20 protein-coding genes, 2 tRNA genes and 2 pseudogenes are annotated in these 22,302 nt (G+C 55.5%); 14 read left to right on the top strand and 10 right to left on the bottom strand.

All coding sequences use genetic code 11. The features are described from left to right. Nucleotides 1–376: pseudogene (locus tag ACESQ2_RS19270) on the top strand (hypothetical protein); the annotation flags it as partial. A gap of 2 nt (nt 377–378) precedes the next feature. Here the strand turns inward: ACESQ2_RS19270 and cobO are convergent. The 10 genes and pseudogenes from cobO to glmS form a co-directional block, all read right to left on the bottom strand. Next, a complete protein-coding gene (gene cobO / locus ACESQ2_RS19265; RefSeq protein ID WP_014228448.1) occupies nt 379–981 on the bottom strand; it encodes a cob(I)yrinic acid a,c-diamide adenosyltransferase in 603 nt (200 codons plus the stop codon). Nucleotides 982–990: 9 nt separating this feature from the next. Then, nucleotides 991–2,643, bottom strand: a complete 1,653-nt coding sequence (locus ACESQ2_RS19260; RefSeq protein ID WP_025108138.1) for a class I fumarate hydratase — start codon at nt 2,641–2,643, stop codon at nt 991–993. A gap of 11 nt (nt 2,644–2,654) precedes the next feature. Next, nucleotides 2,655–3,656 carry a glutaminase A gene (gene glsA / locus ACESQ2_RS19255; protein ID WP_373171118.1) on the bottom strand — a complete coding sequence of 334 codons (1,002 nt, stop codon included), beginning with the start codon at nt 3,654–3,656 and terminating at the stop codon, nt 2,655–2,657. 103 nt (nt 3,657–3,759) lie between these two features. Continuing rightward, nucleotides 3,760–5,038 (bottom strand): annotated as a pseudogene (locus ACESQ2_RS19250) (dicarboxylate/amino acid:cation symporter); the annotation flags it as partial. Nucleotides 5,039–5,399: 361 nt separating this feature from the next. Continuing rightward, nucleotides 5,400–5,717 (bottom strand): DUF4387 domain-containing protein, encoded by a 318-nt coding sequence (locus tag ACESQ2_RS19245; protein ID WP_004848939.1) that lies wholly within the window; start codon nt 5,715–5,717, stop codon nt 5,400–5,402. After that, nucleotides 5,714–7,084, bottom strand: coding sequence for an acyclic terpene utilization AtuA family protein (locus ACESQ2_RS19240; RefSeq protein ID WP_014228452.1), 1,371 nt, complete (start codon nt 7,082–7,084; stop codon nt 5,714–5,716). The genes ACESQ2_RS19245 and ACESQ2_RS19240 overlap by 4 nt, the downstream gene beginning before the upstream one ends. Before the next feature lie 3 nt (nt 7,085–7,087). Next, nucleotides 7,088–8,329: a methylaspartate ammonia-lyase gene (locus ACESQ2_RS19235; protein ID WP_014837845.1), complete on the bottom strand. Its 1,242-nt coding sequence runs from the start codon at nt 8,327–8,329 to the stop codon at nt 7,088–7,090. Then, nucleotides 8,329–9,774 carry a methylaspartate mutase subunit E gene (locus tag ACESQ2_RS19230; RefSeq protein WP_004848945.1) on the bottom strand — a complete coding sequence of 482 codons (1,446 nt, stop codon included), beginning with the start codon at nt 9,772–9,774 and terminating at the stop codon, nt 8,329–8,331. Before ACESQ2_RS19230 ends, ACESQ2_RS19235 begins: the two co-directional genes overlap by 1 nt. A gap of 16 nt (nt 9,775–9,790) precedes the next feature. Then, entirely contained in the window at nt 9,791–11,179 is a 1,389-nt protein-coding gene (glmL, locus tag ACESQ2_RS19225) for a methylaspartate mutase accessory protein GlmL (RefSeq protein ID WP_014228454.1), read from the bottom strand. Next, entirely contained in the window at nt 11,179–11,628 is a 450-nt protein-coding gene (gene glmS, locus ACESQ2_RS19220) for a methylaspartate mutase subunit S (RefSeq protein ID WP_004848951.1), read from the bottom strand. The genes glmL and glmS overlap by 1 nt, the downstream gene beginning before the upstream one ends. 1,226 nt (nt 11,629–12,854) lie before the next feature. Here glmS and cydA point away from each other — a divergent pair. The 13 genes from cydA (at nt 12,855) to ACESQ2_RS19155 (ending at nt 22,301) form a co-directional block, all read left to right on the top strand. Then, nucleotides 12,855–14,423, top strand: a complete 1,569-nt coding sequence (gene cydA / locus ACESQ2_RS19215) for a cytochrome ubiquinol oxidase subunit I (protein ID WP_004130574.1) — start codon at nt 12,855–12,857, stop codon at nt 14,421–14,423. Nucleotides 14,424–14,438: 15 nt separating this feature from the next. After that, the gene (cydB, locus tag ACESQ2_RS19210; protein WP_004848954.1) at nt 14,439–15,578 is read left to right on the top strand and encodes a cytochrome d ubiquinol oxidase subunit II; all 1,140 of its coding nucleotides are present in this window, start codon (nt 14,439–14,441) and stop codon (nt 15,576–15,578) included. Nucleotides 15,579–15,593: 15 nt separating this feature from the next. Beyond that, nucleotides 15,594–15,707 carry a cytochrome bd-I oxidase subunit CydX gene (gene cydX / locus ACESQ2_RS19205; protein ID WP_004100325.1) on the top strand — a complete coding sequence of 38 codons (114 nt, stop codon included), beginning with the start codon at nt 15,594–15,596 and terminating at the stop codon, nt 15,705–15,707. Further along, a complete protein-coding gene (gene ybgE, locus ACESQ2_RS19200) occupies nt 15,707–15,997 on the top strand; it encodes a cyd operon protein YbgE (protein ID WP_004100327.1) in 291 nt (96 codons plus the stop codon). The genes cydX and ybgE overlap by 1 nt, the downstream gene beginning before the upstream one ends. A gap of 149 nt (nt 15,998–16,146) precedes the next feature. Beyond that, the gene (ybgC, locus tag ACESQ2_RS19195) at nt 16,147–16,551 is read left to right on the top strand and encodes a tol-pal system-associated acyl-CoA thioesterase (protein WP_004100330.1); all 405 of its coding nucleotides are present in this window, start codon (nt 16,147–16,149) and stop codon (nt 16,549–16,551) included. Beyond that, complete coding sequence (gene tolQ, locus ACESQ2_RS19190; RefSeq protein WP_014228456.1) at nt 16,548–17,240, top strand: Tol-Pal system protein TolQ; 693 nt, start codon at nt 16,548–16,550, stop codon at nt 17,238–17,240. Before ybgC ends, tolQ begins: the two co-directional genes overlap by 4 nt. A 3-nt stretch (nt 17,241–17,243) precedes the next feature. Continuing rightward, entirely contained in the window at nt 17,244–17,672 is a 429-nt protein-coding gene (gene tolR, locus ACESQ2_RS19185) for a colicin uptake protein TolR (protein WP_004130580.1), read from the top strand. Between the two features lie 105 nt (nt 17,673–17,777). Further along, on the top strand, nt 17,778–19,079 hold the full coding sequence (gene tolA / locus ACESQ2_RS19180) for a cell envelope integrity protein TolA (protein ID WP_046878628.1): 1,302 nt from the start codon (nt 17,778–17,780) through the stop codon (nt 19,077–19,079). Nucleotides 19,080–19,207: 128 nt separating this feature from the next. Then, complete coding sequence (gene tolB / locus ACESQ2_RS19175) at nt 19,208–20,500, top strand: Tol-Pal system beta propeller repeat protein TolB (RefSeq protein WP_004133400.1); 1,293 nt, start codon at nt 19,208–19,210, stop codon at nt 20,498–20,500. A 34-nt stretch (nt 20,501–20,534) separates the two neighbouring features. Continuing rightward, on the top strand, nt 20,535–21,059 hold the full coding sequence (pal, locus tag ACESQ2_RS19170) for a peptidoglycan-associated lipoprotein Pal (RefSeq protein WP_004100337.1): 525 nt from the start codon (nt 20,535–20,537) through the stop codon (nt 21,057–21,059). A gap of 9 nt (nt 21,060–21,068) precedes the next feature. Next, a complete protein-coding gene (cpoB, locus tag ACESQ2_RS19165; RefSeq protein ID WP_004848965.1) occupies nt 21,069–21,860 on the top strand; it encodes a cell division protein CpoB in 792 nt (263 codons plus the stop codon). 162 nt (nt 21,861–22,022) lie between these two features. Next, nucleotides 22,023–22,098: transfer RNA gene (locus tag ACESQ2_RS19160), tRNA-Lys, on the top strand. Nucleotides 22,099–22,225: 127 nt separating this feature from the next. After that, nucleotides 22,226–22,301 (top strand) — tRNA-Val (locus ACESQ2_RS19155). The last annotated feature ends 1 nt before the right edge of the window (nt 22,302 follow it).

Below are 22,302 nucleotides of genomic sequence, written 5' to 3'. Positions count from 1 at the left end.
CGTCGAGCGCCGCCCCCGGGAGCATAGCGCAGAGCGGCATCATTTCCCGGAGGCGATGCTGCGCATCTGTCCGGGCTGCCGGCCCGCAGACGGCGGTGAACCTGTAGCCCGGGCAAGGCGCGTCGAGCGCCGCCCCCGGGAGCATAGCGCAGAGTGGCTGAGTTTCCCGGAGGCGATGCTGCGCATCTGTCCGGGCTGCCGGCCCGCAGAACGCTGTGAACCTGTAGCCCGGGCAAGGCGCATCAAGCGCCGCCCCCGGGAGCATAGCGCAGAGTGGCTGAATTTCCCGGAGGCGATGCTGCGCATCTGTCCGGACTACCGGCCCGCAGACGAATGTGAACCCGTAGCCCGGCTAAGCGCAGCGCGAGCCGGGTAAAACTACCAGTCGATTCCCACCTGCGCCTGAATACCGCTGTCAAAGGCGTGCTTCACCGGACGCAGCTCACTAACCGTATCGGCAAGCTCCAGCAGCCGGGCGTGGCAGCCGCGGCCGGTGACAATCACGTTCTGCCGCGGCGGACGATTCTCTATCGCCGCGATCACTTCCTGAGTATCCAGATAGTGATACGCCAGCATATAGGTGAGTTCATCCAGCACCACCAGATCGTAGCTCGGGTCGGCCAGCATGCGCTTGCTCTCCTGCCATACGGCCGACGCCGCCTCGATATCTGCCTCCCGGTTTTGCGTTTCCCAGGTAAAGCCGGTGCCCATAATGTGGAACTCAACGCCGAGTGGATGCAGCGTGTTGTACTCTCCATTATCCCACTGGCCTTTAATGAACTGGGCAACACCGACGCGCTTACCGTGGCCGACGGCGCGCGTTGCCGTACCGAAGGCGGCGGTGGATTTACCTTTTCCGTTGCCGGTGAAGACGATCAGAATGCCTTTTTGCTCCGTTGCCGCCGCCACGCGGGTAGCAACCTGCGTTTTCAGCTTCTGCTGGCGCTGACGATGGCGGTCGGGATTGCCTCGCGCGTGCATAAATGCTCCTTAGTGTCCTGCCGGACAGGTGGCGCAGCGGTGCTGCTGCTCGAACTGGCTAAAGAAGTTGTTGCCTTTGTCGTCAACCAGCACAAACGCGGGCAGATTTTCGACTTCCATCATCCATACCGCTTCCATGCCCAGCTCCGGATACTCCAGGCAGCGCAAACTTTTCACATACTGCTGCGCCAGCAGGGCCGCCGCGCCGCCGATGCTGCCGAGATTAAATCCGCCGTGTTTATGGCAGGCCTCGGTCACCTGCTGGCTGCGGTTGCCTTTGGAAAGCATGATCAGACTGCCGCCCGCCGCCTGGAAAGCGTCAACATACCCATCCATGCGTCCCCCGGTGGTGGGGCCCAGCGAGCCGCAGGCCAGATTATTCGGCGTTTTCGCCGGGCCGGCGTAGTAGACAATATGCTTGCGCATATACTCCGGCATCGGTTCGCCGTTATCCAGACGCGCTTTGATTTGGGCATGGGCGATGTCGCGGGCGACGACAATCGGACCGCTCAGCGATAGCCGGGTGCCCACGGGCAGGGCTGACAGGTCGTGGAGGATGTCGCGCAGCGGCCGGTTCAGATCGAGCTGGACGGTCTGCGCCCCGTTTTCTATGCGCTGAGAATCAGGGATAAACTTGCCCGGGTTATGTTCCAGCTTCTCCAGCCAGATGCCGTGTTTGTTGATTTTGGCTTTGATGTTTCGGTCGGCGGAGCAGGAAAGCGCCATTGCGATAGGGCAGGAGCCGCCGTGCCGCGGCAGGCGAATCACGCGAATGTCGTGGGCGAAGTATTTGCCGCCAAACTGTGCGCCGATGCCGAACTCGCGGCTGGCTTTGAGCAGCGCCGCTTCCAGCGACGTATCGCGAAACGCCTGGCCCAGTTCGTTTCCGCTGGTGGGCAGATTGTCGTAATATTTTGTCGAAGCCAGCTTCGCCACCTTCAACGCCTGGTCCGCCGACAGGCCCCCCACCACAAAGGCGATGTGGTACGGCGGGCAGGCGGCGGTGCCCAGCGCCTTCATTTTTTCAATCAGGAAGGCGGTGAGTTTTTCCGGCTGCAGAATAGATTTTGTTTCCTGAAATAGCGCGGCTTTGTTCGCCGAACCGCCGCCTTTATTGACGAAGAGGAAGCGGTATTCACTGCCCGGCACCGCGCTGATATCAATCTGCGCGGGCAGGTTGGTCTCGGTGTTGACCTCGGTATACATATCAAGGGGGGCATTTTGCGAATAGCGTAAATTGTTTTCCTGAAAGGTGGTGTAGATGCCCTGACTCAGAGCTTCCGCGTCGTTGCCTCCGGTCCAGACGTTCTGGCCTTTGCTCGCGACGATGGTGGCGGTCCCGGTATCCTGGCAGTTTGGCAGCACGCCTTTTGCCGAGACTTCGGCGTTGCGCAGCAGCTGTAGCGCAACGTATTTATCGTTGCCGCTGGCCTGCGGGTCGTGCAGGATGCCGGCGATCTGCTTTAAGTGCCCGGCGCGCAGGAAAAACGACGCCTCATAAAATGCCTGCTGAGCCAGCAATGTTAACGCTTCCGGCGCAACCTTGATGACCTCTTCTCCATCTAACTCTGTCACCTTAACATGTTGATTCGTTAGCAGTTCATATTCGGTATTATCGTTGCTCTGAACAAAAAGTTCCTGCCAGACAAAGGGTTTCGACATTTTACTTCTCACTATTTCGCTAAAAAGAGATTGGCCCGCGTCGCATTCGCGACGTACTCGATGGTCTGCTGGGCGCGGACGCTGTTGCCGGCTGCATCCAGCGGAGGGGAGTAGACGGCGATAGCGTATTGCCCGAGAACGACGGCGACCATTCCGCCGCCAACGCCGGATTTTGCCGGGATACCGACGGTGTACAGCCATTTGCCGCTGCCGTCGTACAGCCCGGCGATCGCCATTTCCGCCAGCACCTGCGGGACGTAGCTGGCGGTGAGCAGCTGCTTGCCGTTGAACGGTGATTTGCCATTGTTGGCGAGTACGGCCCCCATTTTGGCGAGCTGCTCAACGGTGATATCCACCGAACACTGACGGGTGTAGATTTCGACGGCTTCCTGAGGGTCGCCATAGAAGCTGCGGTATGAATTCATCAGCATCGCCAGCGCCTGGTTATGCTGATTGGTCTCCATTTCGGATTGAAATACCGGCTCGTTAACGCTCAGGGAGCTGTCGGCCCAGGCGTTGAGGTTGTTGAGAATGTTGTTCCAGCGGTCGGTTTTGTCTTTCGCCGCAATCAGGCTCACGGTGCTCATGGCGCCGGCGTTGACTAACGGGTTCTCCGGCGCGCCTTGCGTGAGCTCCACGGCTAAGCCGGAATTGAAGGGCAGGCCGGTCGCGTTCGCGCCGAGTTTATCCAGCACCTCCTGCGGCCCGCGCTGCTCCATCGCCAGCGCCAGGGTGAAAACTTTACTTAATGATTCCATCGGAAAGGCTTTTGTCACGTCGCCGGTCTGGTAAATTTTGCCTTCGACCGTCGCGAGCGTAATGGCGAAATTATTCGGGCTATAGCTCGCCAGGGCAGGGATATAGTCGGCGACTTTACCGTCGTGATTACTCTTATATTTCTGATGTGCCTGCTCGATGATGCTGGCGTAGTCCGGCGCGCTTTGCGCCTGCGCGGCGGCGCTAAACAGTAAGCTGGCGGTTAAGATGCAGGTGCCAAGAAATTTCACGTTCATGGTGTGTCCCGTTGGGATGATTGGAGGGAACCGGGCCGGACGTATCCGGCCTGGGGCTCATAGCCATTTTGCTGTCAGGACATCGCCACTTCGGACGTTTCGCTGGCAGGGCGCTCCTGCTCCGGTTTTTTGACCGGGGCGGTGCCGCGGCAGCCTTCTCCGTAATGCTCGCCTTCCCAACGGCCAACGATGGCGGCGCCCATGGCGTTACTCATCACGTTGGTGGCGGAGCGACCCATATCGAGGAACGGGTCGACGCCCATCAGCAGGATCAGGCCCGCTTCCGGAATGTTGAACTGGTTCAGCGTCGCGGCGATAACCACCATTGAGGCGCGCGGCACGCCCGCCATCCCTTTGGAGGTCAGCATCAGGATCAACAGCATGGTGATCTGCTCGCCCATGCTGAGGTGGACGTTACAGGCCTGGGCGATAAACACCGTGGCGAACGAGCAGTAGGCCATGGAGCCGACCAGGTTAAAGGAGTAACCGATGGGCAGGACGAAGCTGGCTATTTTGGAAGAGACGCCGAATTTTTCCAGCTTATCGAGGGTTCCTGGGAAGGCGGCTTCTGAGCTGGATGTGGTGAAGGCCAGCAGCGCGGGCTCGAAGATCGCTTTGGTCAGACGGCTGATACATGGGCCGACAATCACCGTCGACAGGCCAATCAGGATTGCCCACAGCATGCCCAGCGTCAGATAGAATTCACCCATAAAGATCCCGGCGCTGACCATCACGCCCAGACCGCGCTCGGCAATCAGCCCGGAGATGGCGGCGAAAACGGTCAGCGGCGCGAACAGCATGACGTACCCTGTGAGCTTCAGCATCACGTGGACCAGCGAATCGAGCACCTTCACAATGGGCTCGGCTTTTTCGCCGATCGCCGCCAGGCTGCAGCCGAGGAAAATAGAGAACACCACGATTTGCAGAATTTCGTTGCGCGCCATCGCATCAACGATGCTGGTGGGTACCGCGTGCGAGATAAACACTTTCAGGGTGAAGGGCTCGGACTGAACGGCGGCCACGGCTCCGGCATCGTGGGGGACAAAGTTGATGCCCGCGCCTGGCTGGAACAGATTGACGATCACCAGACCCAGCGCAATCGACAGCAGCGAGGCGCAAATAAACAGGAAAAAGGTTTTAGAGAATATGCGCCCGAGCGTTTTCGCATCGCCCATTTTGGCGATGCCGACCACCAGCGTTGATATTACCAGCGGGGCGATAATCATTTTTACCAGGCGTAAAAATATGGTGGTAAAAATGGAGATATCCTGCGCATAGGATTTTGCTGTATCTGCTGATGCCATATTATTAATGATCACCCCGGCAATCATGCCGAGTATCAGGCCTAATATGATCATTTTGGTTAAACTTATTTTTTTCATATTTACTCCATCGGAACAGGGTTAGTCGTGAAGTGGTGTAGGGCGGCGTACGCCTGCGCCAGGCAGCAGCGCAGACGTACGCCTGTGGTGACTAACCGCATAAATTGTCTGGAATACAGTGATACAGCGAAATCCTGTATACCAATGGATGTTGTTGTATTTTTATATCCGTCGTCTTTCAAGCTGCATTTTTGTTGGCTGCCTTTGCTCACCAGTCACGTACGGATGTACGCTCCTGGGGATGAATGAGGGACATCCATATCCCTCACCGAAGGCAGCCTCCGGCTGTTCAAATTCGTTCCTGACGAATTTGTCTCTCAGTTGCCGTTTCAATGCAAATCGAAATCCATTGGATATAGAATTAGAAATCGAACTCAATACTTAATAGCGGCGCATGCTGCTGAGCGCCATAAACATCATTGTCCCCGACGTTGCCGGAAATAATATCCCGCGGCATGACGATTTTTACCGCGTTGGCCGGATCGAACCAGATAATGCGATGAATAAAATCAGGCTTTACGTTATATAAGCCGGCAATAAGCTGCGGGGTTAATTGCTCAGAACGTTTGACCCGCTGATAATCTTCCCGGGTTTTAAATAAAATATCTAAAACCAGTTCATACGGTCCGGCGTTTTTGGAGCGGATCACCTGCGCCAGTGAGCATAGGGATTGTTTCATGCCTGAACTCCTTCTGGCGTCACCTGTTCGATATGGAAGTCAAAGCGCAGCGCGTCGCTGGCTTCGATTAGGTGATAGATTGAGAACTCATACACCGGACCGCTCTGAATATCGGAAGGCGAGAACGGGAAGGCGAGGTTGCCCGCGGTGGCAATGCGGTTTTCATAGCCGTAGTGCAGCAGGGTAGAGCGCACCAGCGAACAGACGCTGTTGGCGATATCCTGGGTTGGCGCAACGACATCAAGCAGGATGCCCAGTTCGTGCCCGGCGGTTTTCATCGGTTCGTGATTGCCCATCACGCCGTTCTTTCCATACAGATGGAAGGTCATGCGGATGCTGTCATCGTTCAGGGAGAGGTTGCGTGCGACGCTGGTCTGTACCTCTTCAAGAATATTATCGATTCCGGCAATCATGATCGGATCGCGCGTTCCGGCAATGGTCAGGCAGCGGAAGCCGACCCGCCGCGCGCCTTCCAGCTTCAGCGCGTACGGCGTCGCTTCATGACGAGAACCGCTGACGTAAACCTCGCCTTCGTTGACGGCTTTGAAGGTGCATCCTTTCAGGTTCAGCACGCCGCCCGGACCGGGCAGGAAATACGGATCGGACTTCTCGTACAGCGTATGCGCCGCCGCAGAGGTTTCGGTAAACTTACGCTTTGGATTAAACGCTTTCAGCGTAAAGCCGCTGTCGTCGATAATCCCCATGGCGCAGTCGGAACCGGAGCCCGGCGTGGCGGCAATGGCTGCGCATTCGAGGATCTTGCCGCAGTGCAGGGCGAGCCCCTCGTCAAAGCCCTGCATAATCGGCAGCGCCGCGAAGCAGGCCGGATCGTACGCCCGGCCGCCAAGCACCACCTGGGCGCCGGCGGCCAGCGCCCGCTGAAAGGGTTCGATCCCCATCTGGGCGACGATATAGGTACTCTCTTCAATGGCCTCGTGGGTCAGTTCAGGCACAAAGTCCAGGGCGGTGATTTTGCCGTTATCCAGCGCCTGATGAACGATGGCTTTATCGACATCAGACGGGATCAGCGCCATGGAGAACGACAGTTTTTCTTCCTGCGCAATCTCATGGATAATCTGCCGACACCACTCCAGATGCGGCGCGGCGCCGGATCCTCCAGCGGTGCCGATTACCACCGGTATGTTGTTCTTCACGCCGGCGACGATCATATAGCGCAGATCGCGTTTCACCCCGGCCCGGTCGGTAAAAGGTTTGCCTGCCCCCAGATAGTGGGGGCCGGGATCGGATGAACCGGCGTCAACGGCAATCAGATCCGGCGATGCCTCCATAGCTTTACGAAAGCTCTCTTCCGGGAAGCCATAGCCGAGGATTGCCGTCGGCGATAAGATCTTAAAGGTACGAGCCATCTCTTAATCCTTAGTCTGCAACAGCGCGATGGTGCGGTTCATTTCGTTAAACACGATGTTAAGACCTTCGTCGAAGCCCATGCCTGGCTTGATCAGCATGCGCATCGGACGCGCGGCCAGCGCGACGTGAACGCAGGTGCGGGCGCTGATCTCGGTTTCGTTACAGGTACCGCCCTGATAGGCTTCCATCGCGTGTTTGTTGCAGTACAGCACCGCGTCCACGATGTTATGAATGCCGCCGAGATCCGGAGTTTTGATCTGCACCATGTGGCAGCTGCCGGCATCGGTAAAGTCAACGATGTCCTGGTAGGTGTTACACCACTCGTCGGCGACAATTTTTACGCCGGAACCGAGGCGGGTCAGCTCTTTGGTAATGGCCGTGAGCATACGGATCTGGTCCGGTTTATTACCCGCATCCACCGGGCCTTCTATGTAGAGCGGCAGGCCCTGCGCCTCTTTCTCCAGGCTGGCGATATAGTCGGCGCAGCGAACCGGATCCATATCGAAAATCAGGCCGATGGTGCCGTACACGTCGATATGCAGCGTGGGGCGATAGCGGGGGCTGGTGCGCAGGCTTAAGATGCGGTCGGATAGCCAGCGGACATACTCACGCAGTTTTTCCCCTTTCAGACCCAGCTTCTCTTCGACGTTGTTAATGAGCGCATGCGGCAGGACGTCAACGCCTTTGAGGATCATTTTGTCCACGGCGATGTAGCGGTCGTCGCCGCTCTGACCAAATAACGGAATCGCTTCCGGTATGCAGGGCAGCTGCCATTCGTCGCAAACCACCTCCGCCTTCAGGCGGCCGCTGGCCAGCGCGGTGGCGTCGAGCAGCGCCTGGGAAAGACCGTAGCGGACGGCGGTATGCAGCAGATGACCGTCGATGCGCAGCTTGTCGAAGAAGCGGGCGTTCGGCAGGAAGGTATCGACATCGCGGCCCTCCAGCAGCGGTTTGATATGATCGTTGAGGAACGGGATAAAGTTCTCCGCCAGGAACAGCGGGTCGCGGCCGCCCGCGCCGGAGTACTGTACGGCGGCACAGTCACCGACCGCCACCGCGCCGTTTTCCAGAATCAGCTGGACGGATACGCATTCACCCGCCTGGCGTACCGAGGTGAAGCCTGGCGTTACCGGAGCACCGGTATAAATGAACCCATCATGACCCGCGCCGTTTTTAATCGCCTGCTGATCGTCAAAATAGAATGAAGAGTAGCCAGCGGTGAAAAGGGCCTGTTTAATTTTCATTATGGTCTTCCTATTAATTTACTGTGGGATACCGCGTTGATGTCATCAACAACCATCTGGAATGAGGGTTTGCGTCCTTCAAAATGCGCACGTTCAGCGACGTAATCGTGGTGCAGGGCGAGGATGTCCTTCGGCAGCGGAACCGCGCCGGCTTCAAGCACGCGAATGGCGCCGGCATTGTCGCGAACCGGCAAAATTTTGCCCGCGTTGCAGGATGCGGGGGCAAAAGGCACGTCCAGGACGCCCGCTTCAAAGGCCAGCACCGTACCGCGGGCGATATCGCCGTTGCCCAGCTCGAACACTTTCTTCAGCACCGCGCGAACCTCGCTTTTTATCAGCTCCACTTCCTGCTCAACCGCGGCGCAGGGCGGGAACTTCTGATCGCTGACCATATTGAGCATCTGGCGGGATGCCCTCAGCCCCTGCGCGTTGGCCGCCGCGGTGGGAATACCGAACGCTTCATGCGGGCTCTTGGTGATCACTTTGGTGGCGCCGGACATCCCGGCTACCGCCGCGCCCCAGGAGATAATGGCAAAGGCTTTAGATTCATCTTCCGGAAAGCCGCCCATCCACTGGTGGAAGACGGTACTCAGCTCGTAATCGTCGAATCCATAATTGCCAAAGTATTCGTGGGAGAGTTCACGAAGAGATTTAATTGCCGCGATGTCCTGGGTGAGGCTGCCGACCTGGCCGTAGCCGACGGTGATTGACTTGACGCCCTGTTCCAGCGCCAGCAGACCTTCGATAATGGCCACCGCGTGGGACATAAACGGTGGGATCAGGGTGCCGGTCAGCGGGCCGAACGGTTCGCGGTTAATACGAATGCCGTGTTCTTCATACAGGCCCATCAGGCGGTCGCAGTACTGCCAGTCGCGAATCGACTTCTCCAGGGTGACGCGCTTGGCGTAGGGAATGTTGTAGGAGATACCGCCGCCTTCGTAGCTGGTAAAGCCGCTGGCCATGGAGATTTCCGCCAGCAGGCGCGCGTCTGGCGTACCGTGACGTACCTGGACCGGTTTTTCCAGCGCTTCGGTCATCCGGCGGCAGGCGGCGACGCCGTGGTTAACCACCGGCAAACCATTCAGTTTGGAGGTTCCCGCCTCGATGGATTTCTGTATGCCGACCGCCGCTTCTTCGTAACGGTTGAGGCGGGTATAGGCATCGATGGTGCTGGGCAGCAGATCGCACTCTTCCTGCAGGGTTTTGAGCAGCGCAATATGTTCATCCATCAGCGCCACGCCCGCGCGCGGCTGGCTCAGGGTTTTACCCTCCTGGTCGGCCTTAAGCAGAGCGTGAGAAAAGCGTTTTTTCTCAGGAATGGTTTGCTGGTACTTCACGCCATCTTCGAAGTGCTCAACGTCCTTGCCGGTATGCCAGGTCTGCAATACCTGATGCCGCTCGGTCATGAATTCGTCGTGGGTTAATTTTTTATTTCGAAGTTCCATTCGTAGCTGCCTTCATTTATAGGGTTAAACAGTGAATGCTGGTGCGAGCGGCGAGCTCGGGGTAGAGCCTGGCAACGTTTGCCAGCAGCGGAAGCAGGCCTTTTGCATCGCGGTAATAATCAAACCGGGTTGGCAGAAGAATGCGTCTGCCGTCGTCATCCAGTTCGCGGTATTTCAGCCAGCGGTGGATGTCGAAGCCGCTGGCGCGGGAGAGCCATCCACCGGAACCGACGACTTTACGCACGGGGGTCAGATCGCGGCCCATCTGTAAATCGACGTTGCCCACGCAGGTGCAGACCTGCTTTTTGGTGCCCGCGTGGCGTTCGCTGGCGTAGCCGACGCACAGCCCGGCCAGCACGGTGTCGAAATATTTTTCTTCCTCGTTGAGCGGCAGATAATCCGGCTGAGCGACCAGATGGCGCAGGTAGCGGTAAAAGGCCTCCTGACGCTGCGGCTGGTGGGCAAACACCACGTTCACCAGCTCCTGAGTACTTTCACCGACCACGACAGCTGAAACGCGCATGCCGAGATCGCCTTCTACCGTACGTTTAACAAACGGTTCCGGAACCCCGTGCAGAACGGTATCCGGAGAGAGCGTGTTGGCGCTGGCGGAGTAGACGTCGGTGGTGGCGCCGCCCATATCGATCAGCATGAACTCTTTCCACGCGCTGTCGTAATGGCTGATGGTTTTTACCAGCTCGTAGACGGTCCACGGCGTTGGCATCGGCTCTTCGCCGGTTTCCGCGACAATCACGTCCAGCCCTTTACCTTTGACGATTCGGGATAAGAAGACATCGCAAATCGCCTTGCGGGCAGCATAGGGATTAGGGTGATCGAGATCGGGCAGAATGTTGTCTACCGTGGTCAAATCTTTGTGACCAAGGATGGCCTGAACCTCGTCCTGAATATCCCGGTTTCCGGCATAGATAATGGCGCAGTCGAGCGTTGACTCCGCCAGCGCATGGGCGTTGGCCAGGCCGTAGCTCTCCTCGCCGCCGTCGGTTCCGCCGGTAAACAGCAGGATATCCGGCGGCGTGGCTTCCAGCGCCTGGATATCGTGGCGGTTGAGTTTGTAGGCGTAGTATTGGGCGATTTTGGCCCCCGCCGAGTGGGCGGTGACTTTTGCTGATTCCAGTGTGATGGACGGCACCAGACCCATCGCGGCAACGGCGAGACCGCCTTTTGCCGATGAAGAGTATTTCAGCGTGACGTCACCGCGGTGCAGCAACGGGCGCGCATCGGCAACGTTAAGCACCCGGTTCAGGCTGGCAAAAAAGCCTTCCGCCAGGTGATGGGTAGTGGTCGGGGTCAGAACGTGGTTTACCAGCGTCAGCTCATCCCCCTCCTGTGCGAAGAGGGCCGCTTTGGTCCACGTCGAGCCGATATCGACAGAGACGGTTTGCATCAGATAGCCTCTTCCAGACACTGCTGTTCAACGCCGTGGCGCTGGTTGATATCGTTCGCCATCAGCCTGCAGACGTCTTCCAGATCGTGGCTTGGGGCAAAGACGCGATTGAAGCCCATCTCTTTGAATTTGGCCTCGACGTCGGCAAAATCATGCTTACCGACCACCAGGTTTCCGCCAACGTAAAGAAGAATATCGCCGATACCGCGTTCGATGCAGCGTTCGCGCAGTCCCAGGCAGTCGATATCGCCGTGGCCGTAAATAGATGACACAACGATGGCGTCCGCGCCGGTTTCGATAGCGGCATCGATATATTCATCCTGACTGACCATCACCCCCAGATTGATTACGCGAAAATCATGGGCAGTAAAAACGCGGTCCAGGACTTTGTTGCCTACTGCATGGCAGTCAGCACCAATGACGCCAATAACAAGTGTTGATTTCTTCATGGGTAATCCTCTGTAAGGCTGATGGTATAAAAATAAAAACGAATTTCTAATATTTGCAGCGTTGATGATGGCCGCCTGTTAATAGGGCTGGAGTGTCTGTGGTTCGAAGGGGGGAAGCAATTGATCTATTTTCAGAATATCTTTCAAAAAAGTATTGTTTTTGATTTTTCTTTAAAAAATCCTTTTATATCATGTGGTTGCTTGTTTTTTTATTATCTGTGATTATTTCTGTTTAGATCTTTTTAATAAATAGATTGCGATGTTTGTGAGCAAGGTCTTATTTTATATTTTGCGTTTATTTTGCCTTTGATAATAAGCGGCAAATACAATTCTTTAAATTTTTCTGTGAGCATAGTAACGGAATTTATGTGCTGTTTTTTATATGCGTCACGGCGAATTTGTTAGATTAAAGATATAAAATGGTGATTTGTTTATTTAATATTTCATTTTTGTTGAATGGCGGAGTGGGGCAGGAGAGCAGCTGTCCGGGGGGATAAAAGCGCAAGGGGGAATGTCTGCTGCATAAAGAGCAGGGTGCGTTGCGTCACAAAACGACGAGAAAGAGAATGTACGCCGCATTTACTTGATAATGAGATAGTTACGCATCTGTGTTAATTGAAAGTAAACGCAATGATAAATGTAATAAGCAAAAAATTTAGGGCATTAACTTGATAAAAAAAATCTGTGAGCTACACGACATTGTCAGCTGATGCCCGCATTAATGCGCCCAGCGCTCATCCCATTAAATTCCCCTCCGCGACGAAATAAATGGACTATCATTTTCAGTAACCGTTGATACTCTTGAAAAACATATTGTTAACCTAGCGTTTACCTGTACGGTACACGGTATACATAATTAACATTTAAAATGAAAATTGATTTAAATCAATGTTTAAAACTTGGAAAAGGTCGCGAAATGGAGTTAAATTGTCGCGGATCAAATTGACCGAAATCTGGTATTTTCGCTATAAATTGATCGCTGTCGAAAACTGCAAATTTATCACAATAAAAACCTATTTATTGTAAGGGTTTTGCAGCGTAATATAATCACGGGATCAATTTGGGTGTTTTGTTAACATGTTTGTAACTTCTCATTACTATCGTTTTCTTGCATGAGAAAACGGGCGTGACGAGAAGAAGCAAATAAATTTGTATTGGGGCATGCGTGTGACCCTTTCTAACGGGGTTCACTCTCGGAGTCTTCATGCGATGAGCAAGGAGTCATGATGTTAGATATAGTCGAACTGTCGCGCTTACAGTTTGCCTTGACCGCGATGTACCACTTCCTGTTTGTGCCGCTGACGCTAGGTATGGCGTTCCTGCTGGCCATCATGGAAACGGTCTACGTCCTTTCCGGCAAACAGATTTATAAAGATATGACCAAGTTCTGGGGCAAGTTGTTTGGTATCAACTTCGCGCTGGGTGTGGCAACCGGTCTGACCATGGAGTTCCAGTTCGGGACTAACTGGTCTTACTACTCTCACTATGTGGGCGATATCTTCGGTGCGCCGCTGGCCATTGAAGGTTTGATGGCCTTCTTCCTCGAATCTACCTTTGTCGGTCTGTTCTTCTTCGGTTGGGATCGTCTGGGCAAAGTTCAGCACATGGCCGTGACCTGGCTGGTGGCGCTGGGCTCCAACCTGTCGGCGCTGTGGATCCTCGTCGCTAACGGCTGGATGCAGAACCCGATTGCGTCGGACTTCAACTTTGAAACCATGCGTATGGAGATGGTCAGCTTCTCTGAGCTGGTCCTGAACCCGGTTGCTCAGGTTAAGTTCGTTCATACCGTGGCGTCAGGCTACGTGACCGGCGCGATGTTCATTCTTGCCATCAGCTCCTGGTATATGCTCAAAGGCCGCGACTTCGCTTTTGCCAAGCGCTCCTTCGCTATCGCAGCCAGCTTCGGTATGGCGGCGATTCTCTCCGTTATCGTTCTCGGTGATGAATCCGGCTACGAAATGGGCGACGTACAGAAAACCAAACTGGCGGCTATCGAAGCTGAATGGGAAACTCAGCCTGCTCCGGCGGCCTTTACCCTGTTTGGTATTCCCGATCAGAAGGCGCAGGAGAACCGCTTCGCGATTCAAATTCCTTACGCGCTGGGCATCATTGCGACTCGATCCGTGGATAAACAGGTTACCGGCCTGAAAGACCTCATGGTTCAGCACGAAGAGCGTATCCGTAACGGGATGAAAGCTTACGCGCTGCTGGAACAGCTGCGTGCCGGTTCAACCGACCAGGCCGTGCGCGATCGCTTTAACGACGTGAAGAAAGATCTGGGCTACGGTCTGCTGCTGAAACGCTATACCGACAACGTCTCTGACGCGACGGAAGAGCAGATTGCTCTGGCGACCAAGGACTCTATTCCTGCCGTGGCGCCGCTCTACTTCGCCTTCCGTATTATGGTAGCGTGCGGCGTGCTGATGCTGTTGATTATCGGCGCCTCCTTCTGGAGCGTGATTCGCAACCGCATCGGTGAGAAAAAATGGCTGCTGCGCGCCGCGTTTTATGGCCTGCCGCTGCCGTGGATTGCCGTTGAATCGGGCTGGTTTGTCGCCGAATATGGCCGTCAGCCGTGGGCTATTGGTGAGGTGCTGCCGACGGCCGTCGCGAACTCGTCGCTGACCGCGGGCGACCTGATCTTCTCTATGGTGCTGATTTGTGGCCTGTACACGCTGTTCCTGGTGGCTGAACTGTTCCTCATGTTCAAGTTTGCCCGTAAAGGACCAAGCAGCCTGAAAACCGGTCGCTACCACTTTGAACAGTCCTCTGCGGCTATTCAGTCGGCACGCTAAGACAGGAGTCGTCAAATGATCGATTATGAAGTATTGCGTTTTATCTGGTGGCTGCTGATCGGCATTTTGCTTATTGGTTTTGCCGTCGCCGATGGCTTCGACATGGGGGTGGGGATGCTCACCCGTTTCCTCGGTCGTAACGACACCGAGCGTCGAATTATGATTAACGCCATTGCCCCGCACTGGGACGGAAACCAGGTGTGGCTGATCACCGCCGGCGGCGCGCTGTTTGCCGCCTGGCCGATGGTTTACGCCGCCGCGTTTTCCGGCTTCTATGTGGCCATGATCCTGGTGCTGGCGTCTTTATTCTTCCGTCCGGTGGGTTTCGACTACCGCTCGAAGATTGAGGACAACCGCTGGCGTAACATGTGGGACTGGGGCATCTTCGTTGGCAGCTTCGTGCCGCCGCTGGTGATTGGCGTGGCGTTCGGCAACCTGCTGCAGGGCGTTCCGTTCCACGTTGATGAATATCTGCGCCTGTACTACACCGGTAACTTCTTCCAGCTGCTGAATCCGTTTGGCCTGCTGGCCGGTATTGTTAGCGTGGCGATGATCCTGACGCAGGGCGCGACCTACCTGCAGATGCGTACCGTGGGTGAACTGCACCTGCGCACCCGCTCCGTGTCTACGGTGGCGGCGCTGGTGACGCTGGTCTGCTTCGCGCTGGCGGGCGTTTGGGTCTACTACGGTATCGACGGTTATGTGGTGAAATCGGTGATGGATCATACCGGCCCGTCTAACCCGCTGACCAAAGAAGTCGCGCGTGAAGCCGGCGCGTGGATGGTGAACTTTAATAACATGCCGGCGCTGTGGGCGATTCCTGCTCTGGGCGTGGCGCTGCCGCTGTTGACCGTCATCTCGACAAAAGCGGATAAAGGCGCATGGGCGTTTCTGTTCTCCTCGCTGACGCTGGCGTGCATCATTCTGACTGCCGGTATCGCCATGTTCCCGTTCATTATGCCATCAAGCACGGCGATGAACGCGAGCCTGACCATGTGGGATGCGACCTCCAGCCAGCTGACGCTGAACCTGATGACTTACGTGGCGATTGTCTTCGTACCGATTATTCTGGCCTACACCGCCTGGTGTTACTGGAAAATGTTCGGTCGCATCACTCGCGAAGACATCGAAAAGAACACCCACTCGCTGTACTAAGGTAAGGAGCTATATATGTGGTATTTCGCATGGATTTTGGGAACGCTTCTTGCCTGTGCTTTTGGGGTGATTACCGCGCTGGCGCTTGAGCACGTGGAAGCCACCAAAGCAGGTAAAGAAGAACACTGATGAGTATTATCGCGACTCTTTACGCGATAATGGACAAGCGCCCGTTAAGGGCGCTTTCCTTATTGATGGCGCTGGCGCTAGCGGGCTGCATCTTCTGGGATCCGTCGCGCTTTGCGGCCAAAACCAGCGAGCTGGAAATCTGGCACGGCTTCCTGCTGATGTGGGCGGTTTGTACCGGCGTTATCCACGGCGTGGGCTTCCGCCCGCGCGCCATTCACTGGCAGGGAATTTTTTGTCCGCTTATCGCTGATATTGTGCTCGTTTTGGGCCTGTTCTTTTTCTTCTTTTGAATAAGAAATCTCTGTTAACCATATGGGCTTGCATAAGCCCATAAAAATTTACTCCTCGTTTACTTTCCCCCATTCCAAACCACGATTCCCGCGCGTATAGTAGCGAAGTTTGAAAGCACTAACCTTTTGTTGCATTACCGGGATGTAAAGTGAATACAACGCTGTTTCGATGGCCGGTTCGGGTCTATTACGAAGACACCGACGCCGGTGGTGTGGTTTACCACGCCAGCTACGTCGCTTTCTATGAAAGAGCACGCACAGAGATGCTGCGCCATCATCATTTCAGCCAACAGGTTTTGCTGGCTGAACGAGTTGCCTTTGTGGTTCGCAAAATGACGCTGGAGTATTTTGCGCCCGCCAGACTCGACGACATGCTCGAAATCCAGACGGAGATAACCTCAATGCGAGGAGCTACCCTGGTTTTCACGCAGCGAATCGTCAACGCCGAGAACGTCGTTTTGAATGAAGCTGAGGTTCTTATCGTGTGCGTTGATCCACTCTTAATGAAGCCTCGTGCGCTTCCCAAGTCTATTGTCGCGGAGTTTAAGCAGTGACTGAGATGAATATCCTTGATTTGTTCCTGAAGGCGAGCCTTCTGGTTAAACTTATCATGTTGATTTTAGTTTGTTTTTCCATCGCCTCCTGGGCCATCATTATTCAGAGAACGCGTATCCTCAATTCGGCGTCACGTGAGGCCGAAGCGTTTGAAGATAAGTTCTGGTCCGGTATCGAGCTTTCTCGTTTGTACCAGGAAAGCCAGGGTCGTCGCGATAATCTGACCGGTTCGGAACAAATCTTCTACAGCGGCTTCAAAGAGTTTGCGCGTCTGCATCGTGCGAACAGCCATGCGCCGGAAGCGATTGTCGAAGGGGCGTCGCGCGCCATGCGTATTTCGATGAACCGCGAGCTGGAAACCCTGGAAACCCACATCCCGTTCCTCGGTACGGTGGGTTCTATCAGCCCATATATCGGTCTGTTTGGTACCGTATGGGGGATCATGCATGCCTTTATCGCGCTGGGCGCGGTAAAACAGGCGACGCTGCAAATGGTCGCGCCGGGTATCGCAGAAGCGCTCATCGCGACGGCAATTGGTCTTTTTGCCGCTATCCCGGCGGTTATGGCCTATAACCGTCTGAACCAGCGCGTGAACAAACTTGAGCTGAACTACGACAACTTTATGGAAGAGTTCACCGCCATTCTGCACCGTCAGGCGTTTACCAGCAGCGAAAGCAATAAGGGGTAAGCCATGGCCAGAGCACGTGGACGCGGACGTCGCGAACTGAAGTCCGAGATCAACATCGTTCCGCTGCTGGATGTCCTGTTGGTGCTGTTGCTGATCTTTATGGCGACAGCGCCGATCATTACGCAGAGCGTAGAGGTCGACCTACCGGACGCAACGGAGTCGCAGGCGGTGAAAAGCAACGATGAGCCGCCGGTGATCGTTGAAGTCTCCGGCGTCGGGCAGTACAGCGTGAAAGTTGGCCCGGAAACGTTATCGCAGCTGCCGCCGGAACAGGTTATTGCGGAAGCCAGGCGTCGACTTGAGGCGAATGAGAAAACGGTGTTCCTGATCGGCGGTGCTAAAGAGGTGCCATACGATGAGATTATTAAAGCGCTTAACCTGTTGCACAGCGCAGGGGTTAAATCGGTTGGCTTGATGACCAAGCCGATCTAATCGCTCGCAATATGCACGCCCGCCAGCACGTCGGCTTTGGGACAACAGCGTCTCGTGGCCGACGTCATATAACGGGAACAGGCGAACAGTTTTTGGGAACCGATAGTGTCAAAGGCAACCGAACAAAACGACAAGCTTAAACGAGCGATCATAGTATCAGTCGCGCTGCACATCGTATTGATAGCGCTGCTGATCTGGAGTTCGTTTGACGAGCATCTGGATGCTTCTGCCGGGGGTGGCGGAGGTTCCTCTATCGATGCGGTAATGGTCGATCCGGGGGCGGTTGTGAAGAATTATGACCGTCAACAGCAGCAGCAGGCCAGCGCCCGCCGCGCCGCCGAGCAGCGTGAAAAGCAGGCTCAGCAGCAGGCGGAAGAGCTACGTGAAAAACAGGCCGCCGAGCAGGAACGGCTGAAACAGCTGGAACAGGATCGTCTGCAGGCGCAGGAAGCGGCTAAAGAGGCGAAAGAACAGCAGAAACAGGCGGAAGAAGCCGCGGCGAAAGCCGCCGCAGCGGCCAAAGCCAAAGCGGACGCACAGGCGAAAGAGGCGCAGGAAGCTGCCGCCAAAGCCGCCGCTGACGCGAAAGCGAAGGCCGATGCGCAGGCGAAAGCAGCGGCGGATGCGAAGAAACAGGCGGAAGCAGAAGCCGCGAAAGCGGCCGCGGACGCGCAGAAGAAAGCCGAAGCGGATGCAGCGAAGAAAGCTCAGCAGGAAGCTGAGAAGAAAGCGCAGCAGCAGGCAGAGAAAAAAGCGCAGCAGGAAGCGGCGAAACAGGCCGCTGCTGAAAAAGCTGCCGCCGAAAAAGCGGCAGAAAAAGCCGCCGCGCAGAAAGCCGCTGCTGAGAAAGCGGCAGCCGAGAAAGCCGCCGCAGCGGAAAAAGCCGCCGCCGAGAAAGCCGCGGCAGCCAAAGCTGCAGCAGCAGAGAAGGCCGCCGCAGACAAAGCGGCGAAAGCCGCCGCCGCTAAGGCAGCAGCCGCCAAGAAAGCCGCTGCGGCCAAAGAGGCCAACGGCGTTGACGATCTGCTCGGCGACCTGAGCTCCGGTAAGAATGCGCCGAAAGGTAATACCAGCGGTAGCGCTGGGGGTTCATCTCCTGCTAAAGGAAGTAAGCAGGGGCAGGGTGGGGCATCCCAGGCTGAGATTAACAGCTATATTTCACAGGTGCAGGCTGCGATTAAAGGTCATCTCTATGATTGGGATACCTACAAGGGGAAAACCTGTACTTTACGTGTGAATCTGGCTCAGGATGGAACGCTGTTAAGTGTGAAATCGGAAGGCGGCGATCCGGCGTTCTGTCAGCAAATGCTGGCGGCAACGAGCCGGATGACGAAGTTCCCTAAACCGCCGTCGCAGGCTGTTTATGAAACATTCAAAAATGCGCCACTGGACTTCAAACCTCAGTGATAGTTTTCCCCGTTTATGCGGGGAAAACAAACGTCGGTAGGCCCAGGGTTTTGGTAGTTTTGTGTATTTGAGTTTGTTAACATTCTGCTAAATTATCGTGGGCTTTTCGCCTGGATAAGGGAGATATGATGAAGCAGGCATTACGAGTAGCATTTGGTTTTTTAATGCTGTGGGCGGCAGTGCTGCACGCAGAAGTACGCATCGAGATTACCCAAGGGGTCGACTCGGCACGCCCAATCGGCGTTGTGCCGTTCCAGTGGGCGGGGCAGGGTGCTGCGCCGGAAGATGTGGGCGGTATCGTGGCGGCTGACCTGCGCAACAGCGGCAAGTTTAATCCGCTCGATCGCTCGCGTCTGCCTCAGCAGCCGGGTAGCGCTCAGGAAGTGCAGCCGGCGGCATGGTCTGCGCTGGGCGTTGACGCCGTCGTGGTTGGTCAGGTGACGCAAAACCCTGACGGTTCCTACAACGTGGCGTATCAGCTGGTTGATACCGGCGGCGCGCCGGGTACCGTGCTTGCGCAGAACTCCTTTAAAGTCACGAAACAGTATCTGCGCTATGCCGCGCATGCTGCCAGCGACGCCGTATTTGAGAAGCTGACCGGTATTAAGGGCGCCTTCCGTACCCGTATCGCCTACGTGGTACAGACCAACGGCGGCCAGTTCCCGTACGAGCTGCGCGTGTCCGACTACGATGGCTACAATCAGTTCCTCGTTCACCGTTCAACTCAGCCGCTGATGTCTCCGGCATGGTCTCCGGACGGCGCGAAGCTGGCCTACGTGACCTTTGAAAGCGGACGCTCTGCGCTGGTTGTGCAGACGCTGGCTAACGGCTCCGTTCGTCAGATTGCTTCGTTCCCGCAGCATAACGGCGCGCCGGCGTTCTCGCCGGACGGCAGCAAACTGGCTTTCGCTCTGTCGAAAACCGGTAGCCTGAACCTGTACGTGATGGACCTGGGATCTGGCCAGATTCGTCAGGTGACCAACGGTCGCAGCAATAACACCGAACCAAGCTGGTTCCCGGATAGCCAGAACCTGGCCTTTACTTCCGACCAGGCCGGTCGTCCGCAGGTGTATAAAGTCAATATTAATGGCGGCACGCCGCAGCGTATTACCTGGGAAGGTTCACAAAACCAGGACGCTGACGTGAGCGCTGATGGTAAAACTATGGTAATGGTAAGCTCGGCCGGTGGTCAGCAGCACATTGCCAAACAAGATCTGGAAGCGGGTGGTGTGCAGGTTCTGTCATCAACGTTTTTAGATGAAACGCCAAGTCTGGCACCTAACGGCACTATGGTAATCTACAGCTCTTCTCAGGGGATGGGATCCGTGCTGAATCTGGTTTCTACAGATGGGCGTTTCAAAGCGCGTCTTCCGGCAACTGATGGACAGGTAAAATCGCCTGCCTGGTCGCCGTATCTGTGATAATAAATAATTGATTATTAAAGGAATCAAAGAAATGCAACTGAACAAAGTGCTGAAAGGGCTGTTGATCGCTCTGCCGGTTATGGCAATCGCGGCGTGTTCTTCTAACAAGAACGCCAGCAACGACCAGAGCGGTGAAGGCATGCTGGGTGCCGGCACTGGTATGGACGGTAACGCTAACGGCGGCAACATGTCTTCCGAAGAGCAGGCTCGTCTGCAGATGCAACAGCTGCAGCAGAACAATATCGTTTACTTCGATCTGGACAAATACGATATCCGTTCTGACTTCGCTGCAATGCTGGACGCGCACGCTAACTTCCTGCGTAGCAACCCGTCTTACAAAGTGACCGTAGAAGGTCATGCGGATGAGCGCGGTACGCCGGAATACAACATCGCTCTGGGTGAGCGTCGTGCTAACGCCGTTAAGATGTATCTGCAGGGCAAAGGTGTTTCTGCTGACCAGATCTCCATCGTTTCTTACGGTAAAGAAAAACCTGCAGTACTGGGCCACGACGAAGCGGCTTACGCCAAAAACCGTCGCGCCGTACTGGTTTACTAAGAGAATTGCATGAGCAGTAACTTCAGACATCATCTATTGAGTCTGTCGTTACTGGTTGGCATAGCGGCCCCCTGGGCCGCTTTTGCTCAGGCGCCAATCAGTAGTGTCGGCTCAGGCTCGGTCGAAGACCGCGTCACTCAACTCGAGCGTATTTCCAATGCGCACAGCCAGCTTTTAACCCAACTCCAGCAACAACTCTCCGATAATCAGTCCGATATTGATTCCCTGCGCGGTCAAATTCAGGAAAGCCAGTATCAGTTGAATCAGGTTGTGGAGCGCCAGAAGCAGATCCTGCTGCAGATCGACGGTCTGAGCAGCGGTGGCGGCGCAGCGGGAGCGCAAACCCAGACGTCAGCGGGCGATCAGGGCGCTGCGGCTAGCGGGACGGCGCCAGCGGCCTCGTCAGGCGCCCCGGCGCAGACCGGTGATGCCAATACCGATTACAACGCGGCTATCGCGCTGGTGAAGGATCCCTCTCGCCAGGACGATGCGATGGCGGCTTTCCAGAACTTCGTCAAAAAGTACCCCGATTCAACGTATCAGCCGAACGCCAACTACTGGCTCGGTCAGCTGAATTACAACAAGGGTAAAAAGGACGATGCGGCGTACTATTTCGCTTCCGTGGTGAAAAACTACCCTAAATCCCCGAAGGCGCCCGACGCGATGTTTAAAGTCGGCGTGATCATGCAGGACAAAGGCGATACCGCAAAAGCGAAGGCGGTTTACCAGCAGGTGGTCAGTAAATTTCCTGGCACCGACGGGGCCAAACAAGCGCAAAAACGCCTTAACGCACTCGGATGATTATGGCATGACCAGAAATCGCATCATTTCTGGTCTTGTCGCATGAATCCTAAGCAGTTAAGCAATCTTTATCTAAATTGTTGTTGCGCTGAATTCTGAAATCAGTAATATATGCCGCCGTTGCCAAGGGATATCGAACAAGCCCAAAGCGGCGAAAATAGTGGGTCGTTAGCTCAGTTGGTAGAGCAGTTGACTTTTAATCAATTGGTCGCAGGTTCGAATCCTGCACGACCCACCAATCGTTCTGGTGGAACGCGATAGTAAAACGTGAAGGATAACGTTGCGTCAGCAACGGCCCGTAGGGCGAGGCGAAGCCGAGTCATCCTGCACGACCCACCGTTAAAAGATGTATCCAGCGCAGTATCGGGTGATTAGCTCAGCTGGGAGAGCACCTCCCTTACAAGGAGGGGGTCGGCGGTTCGATCCCGTCATCACCCACCAC

The organism is Klebsiella sp. Q11, from assembly GCF_964241505.1.
In the GTDB taxonomy this organism is placed as follows: Bacteria; Pseudomonadota; Gammaproteobacteria; order Enterobacterales; family Enterobacteriaceae; genus Klebsiella; species Klebsiella michiganensis.
Note: the sequence above shows the minus strand (reverse complement) of the source record. Positions and strands in the feature narration are given on the sequence as shown.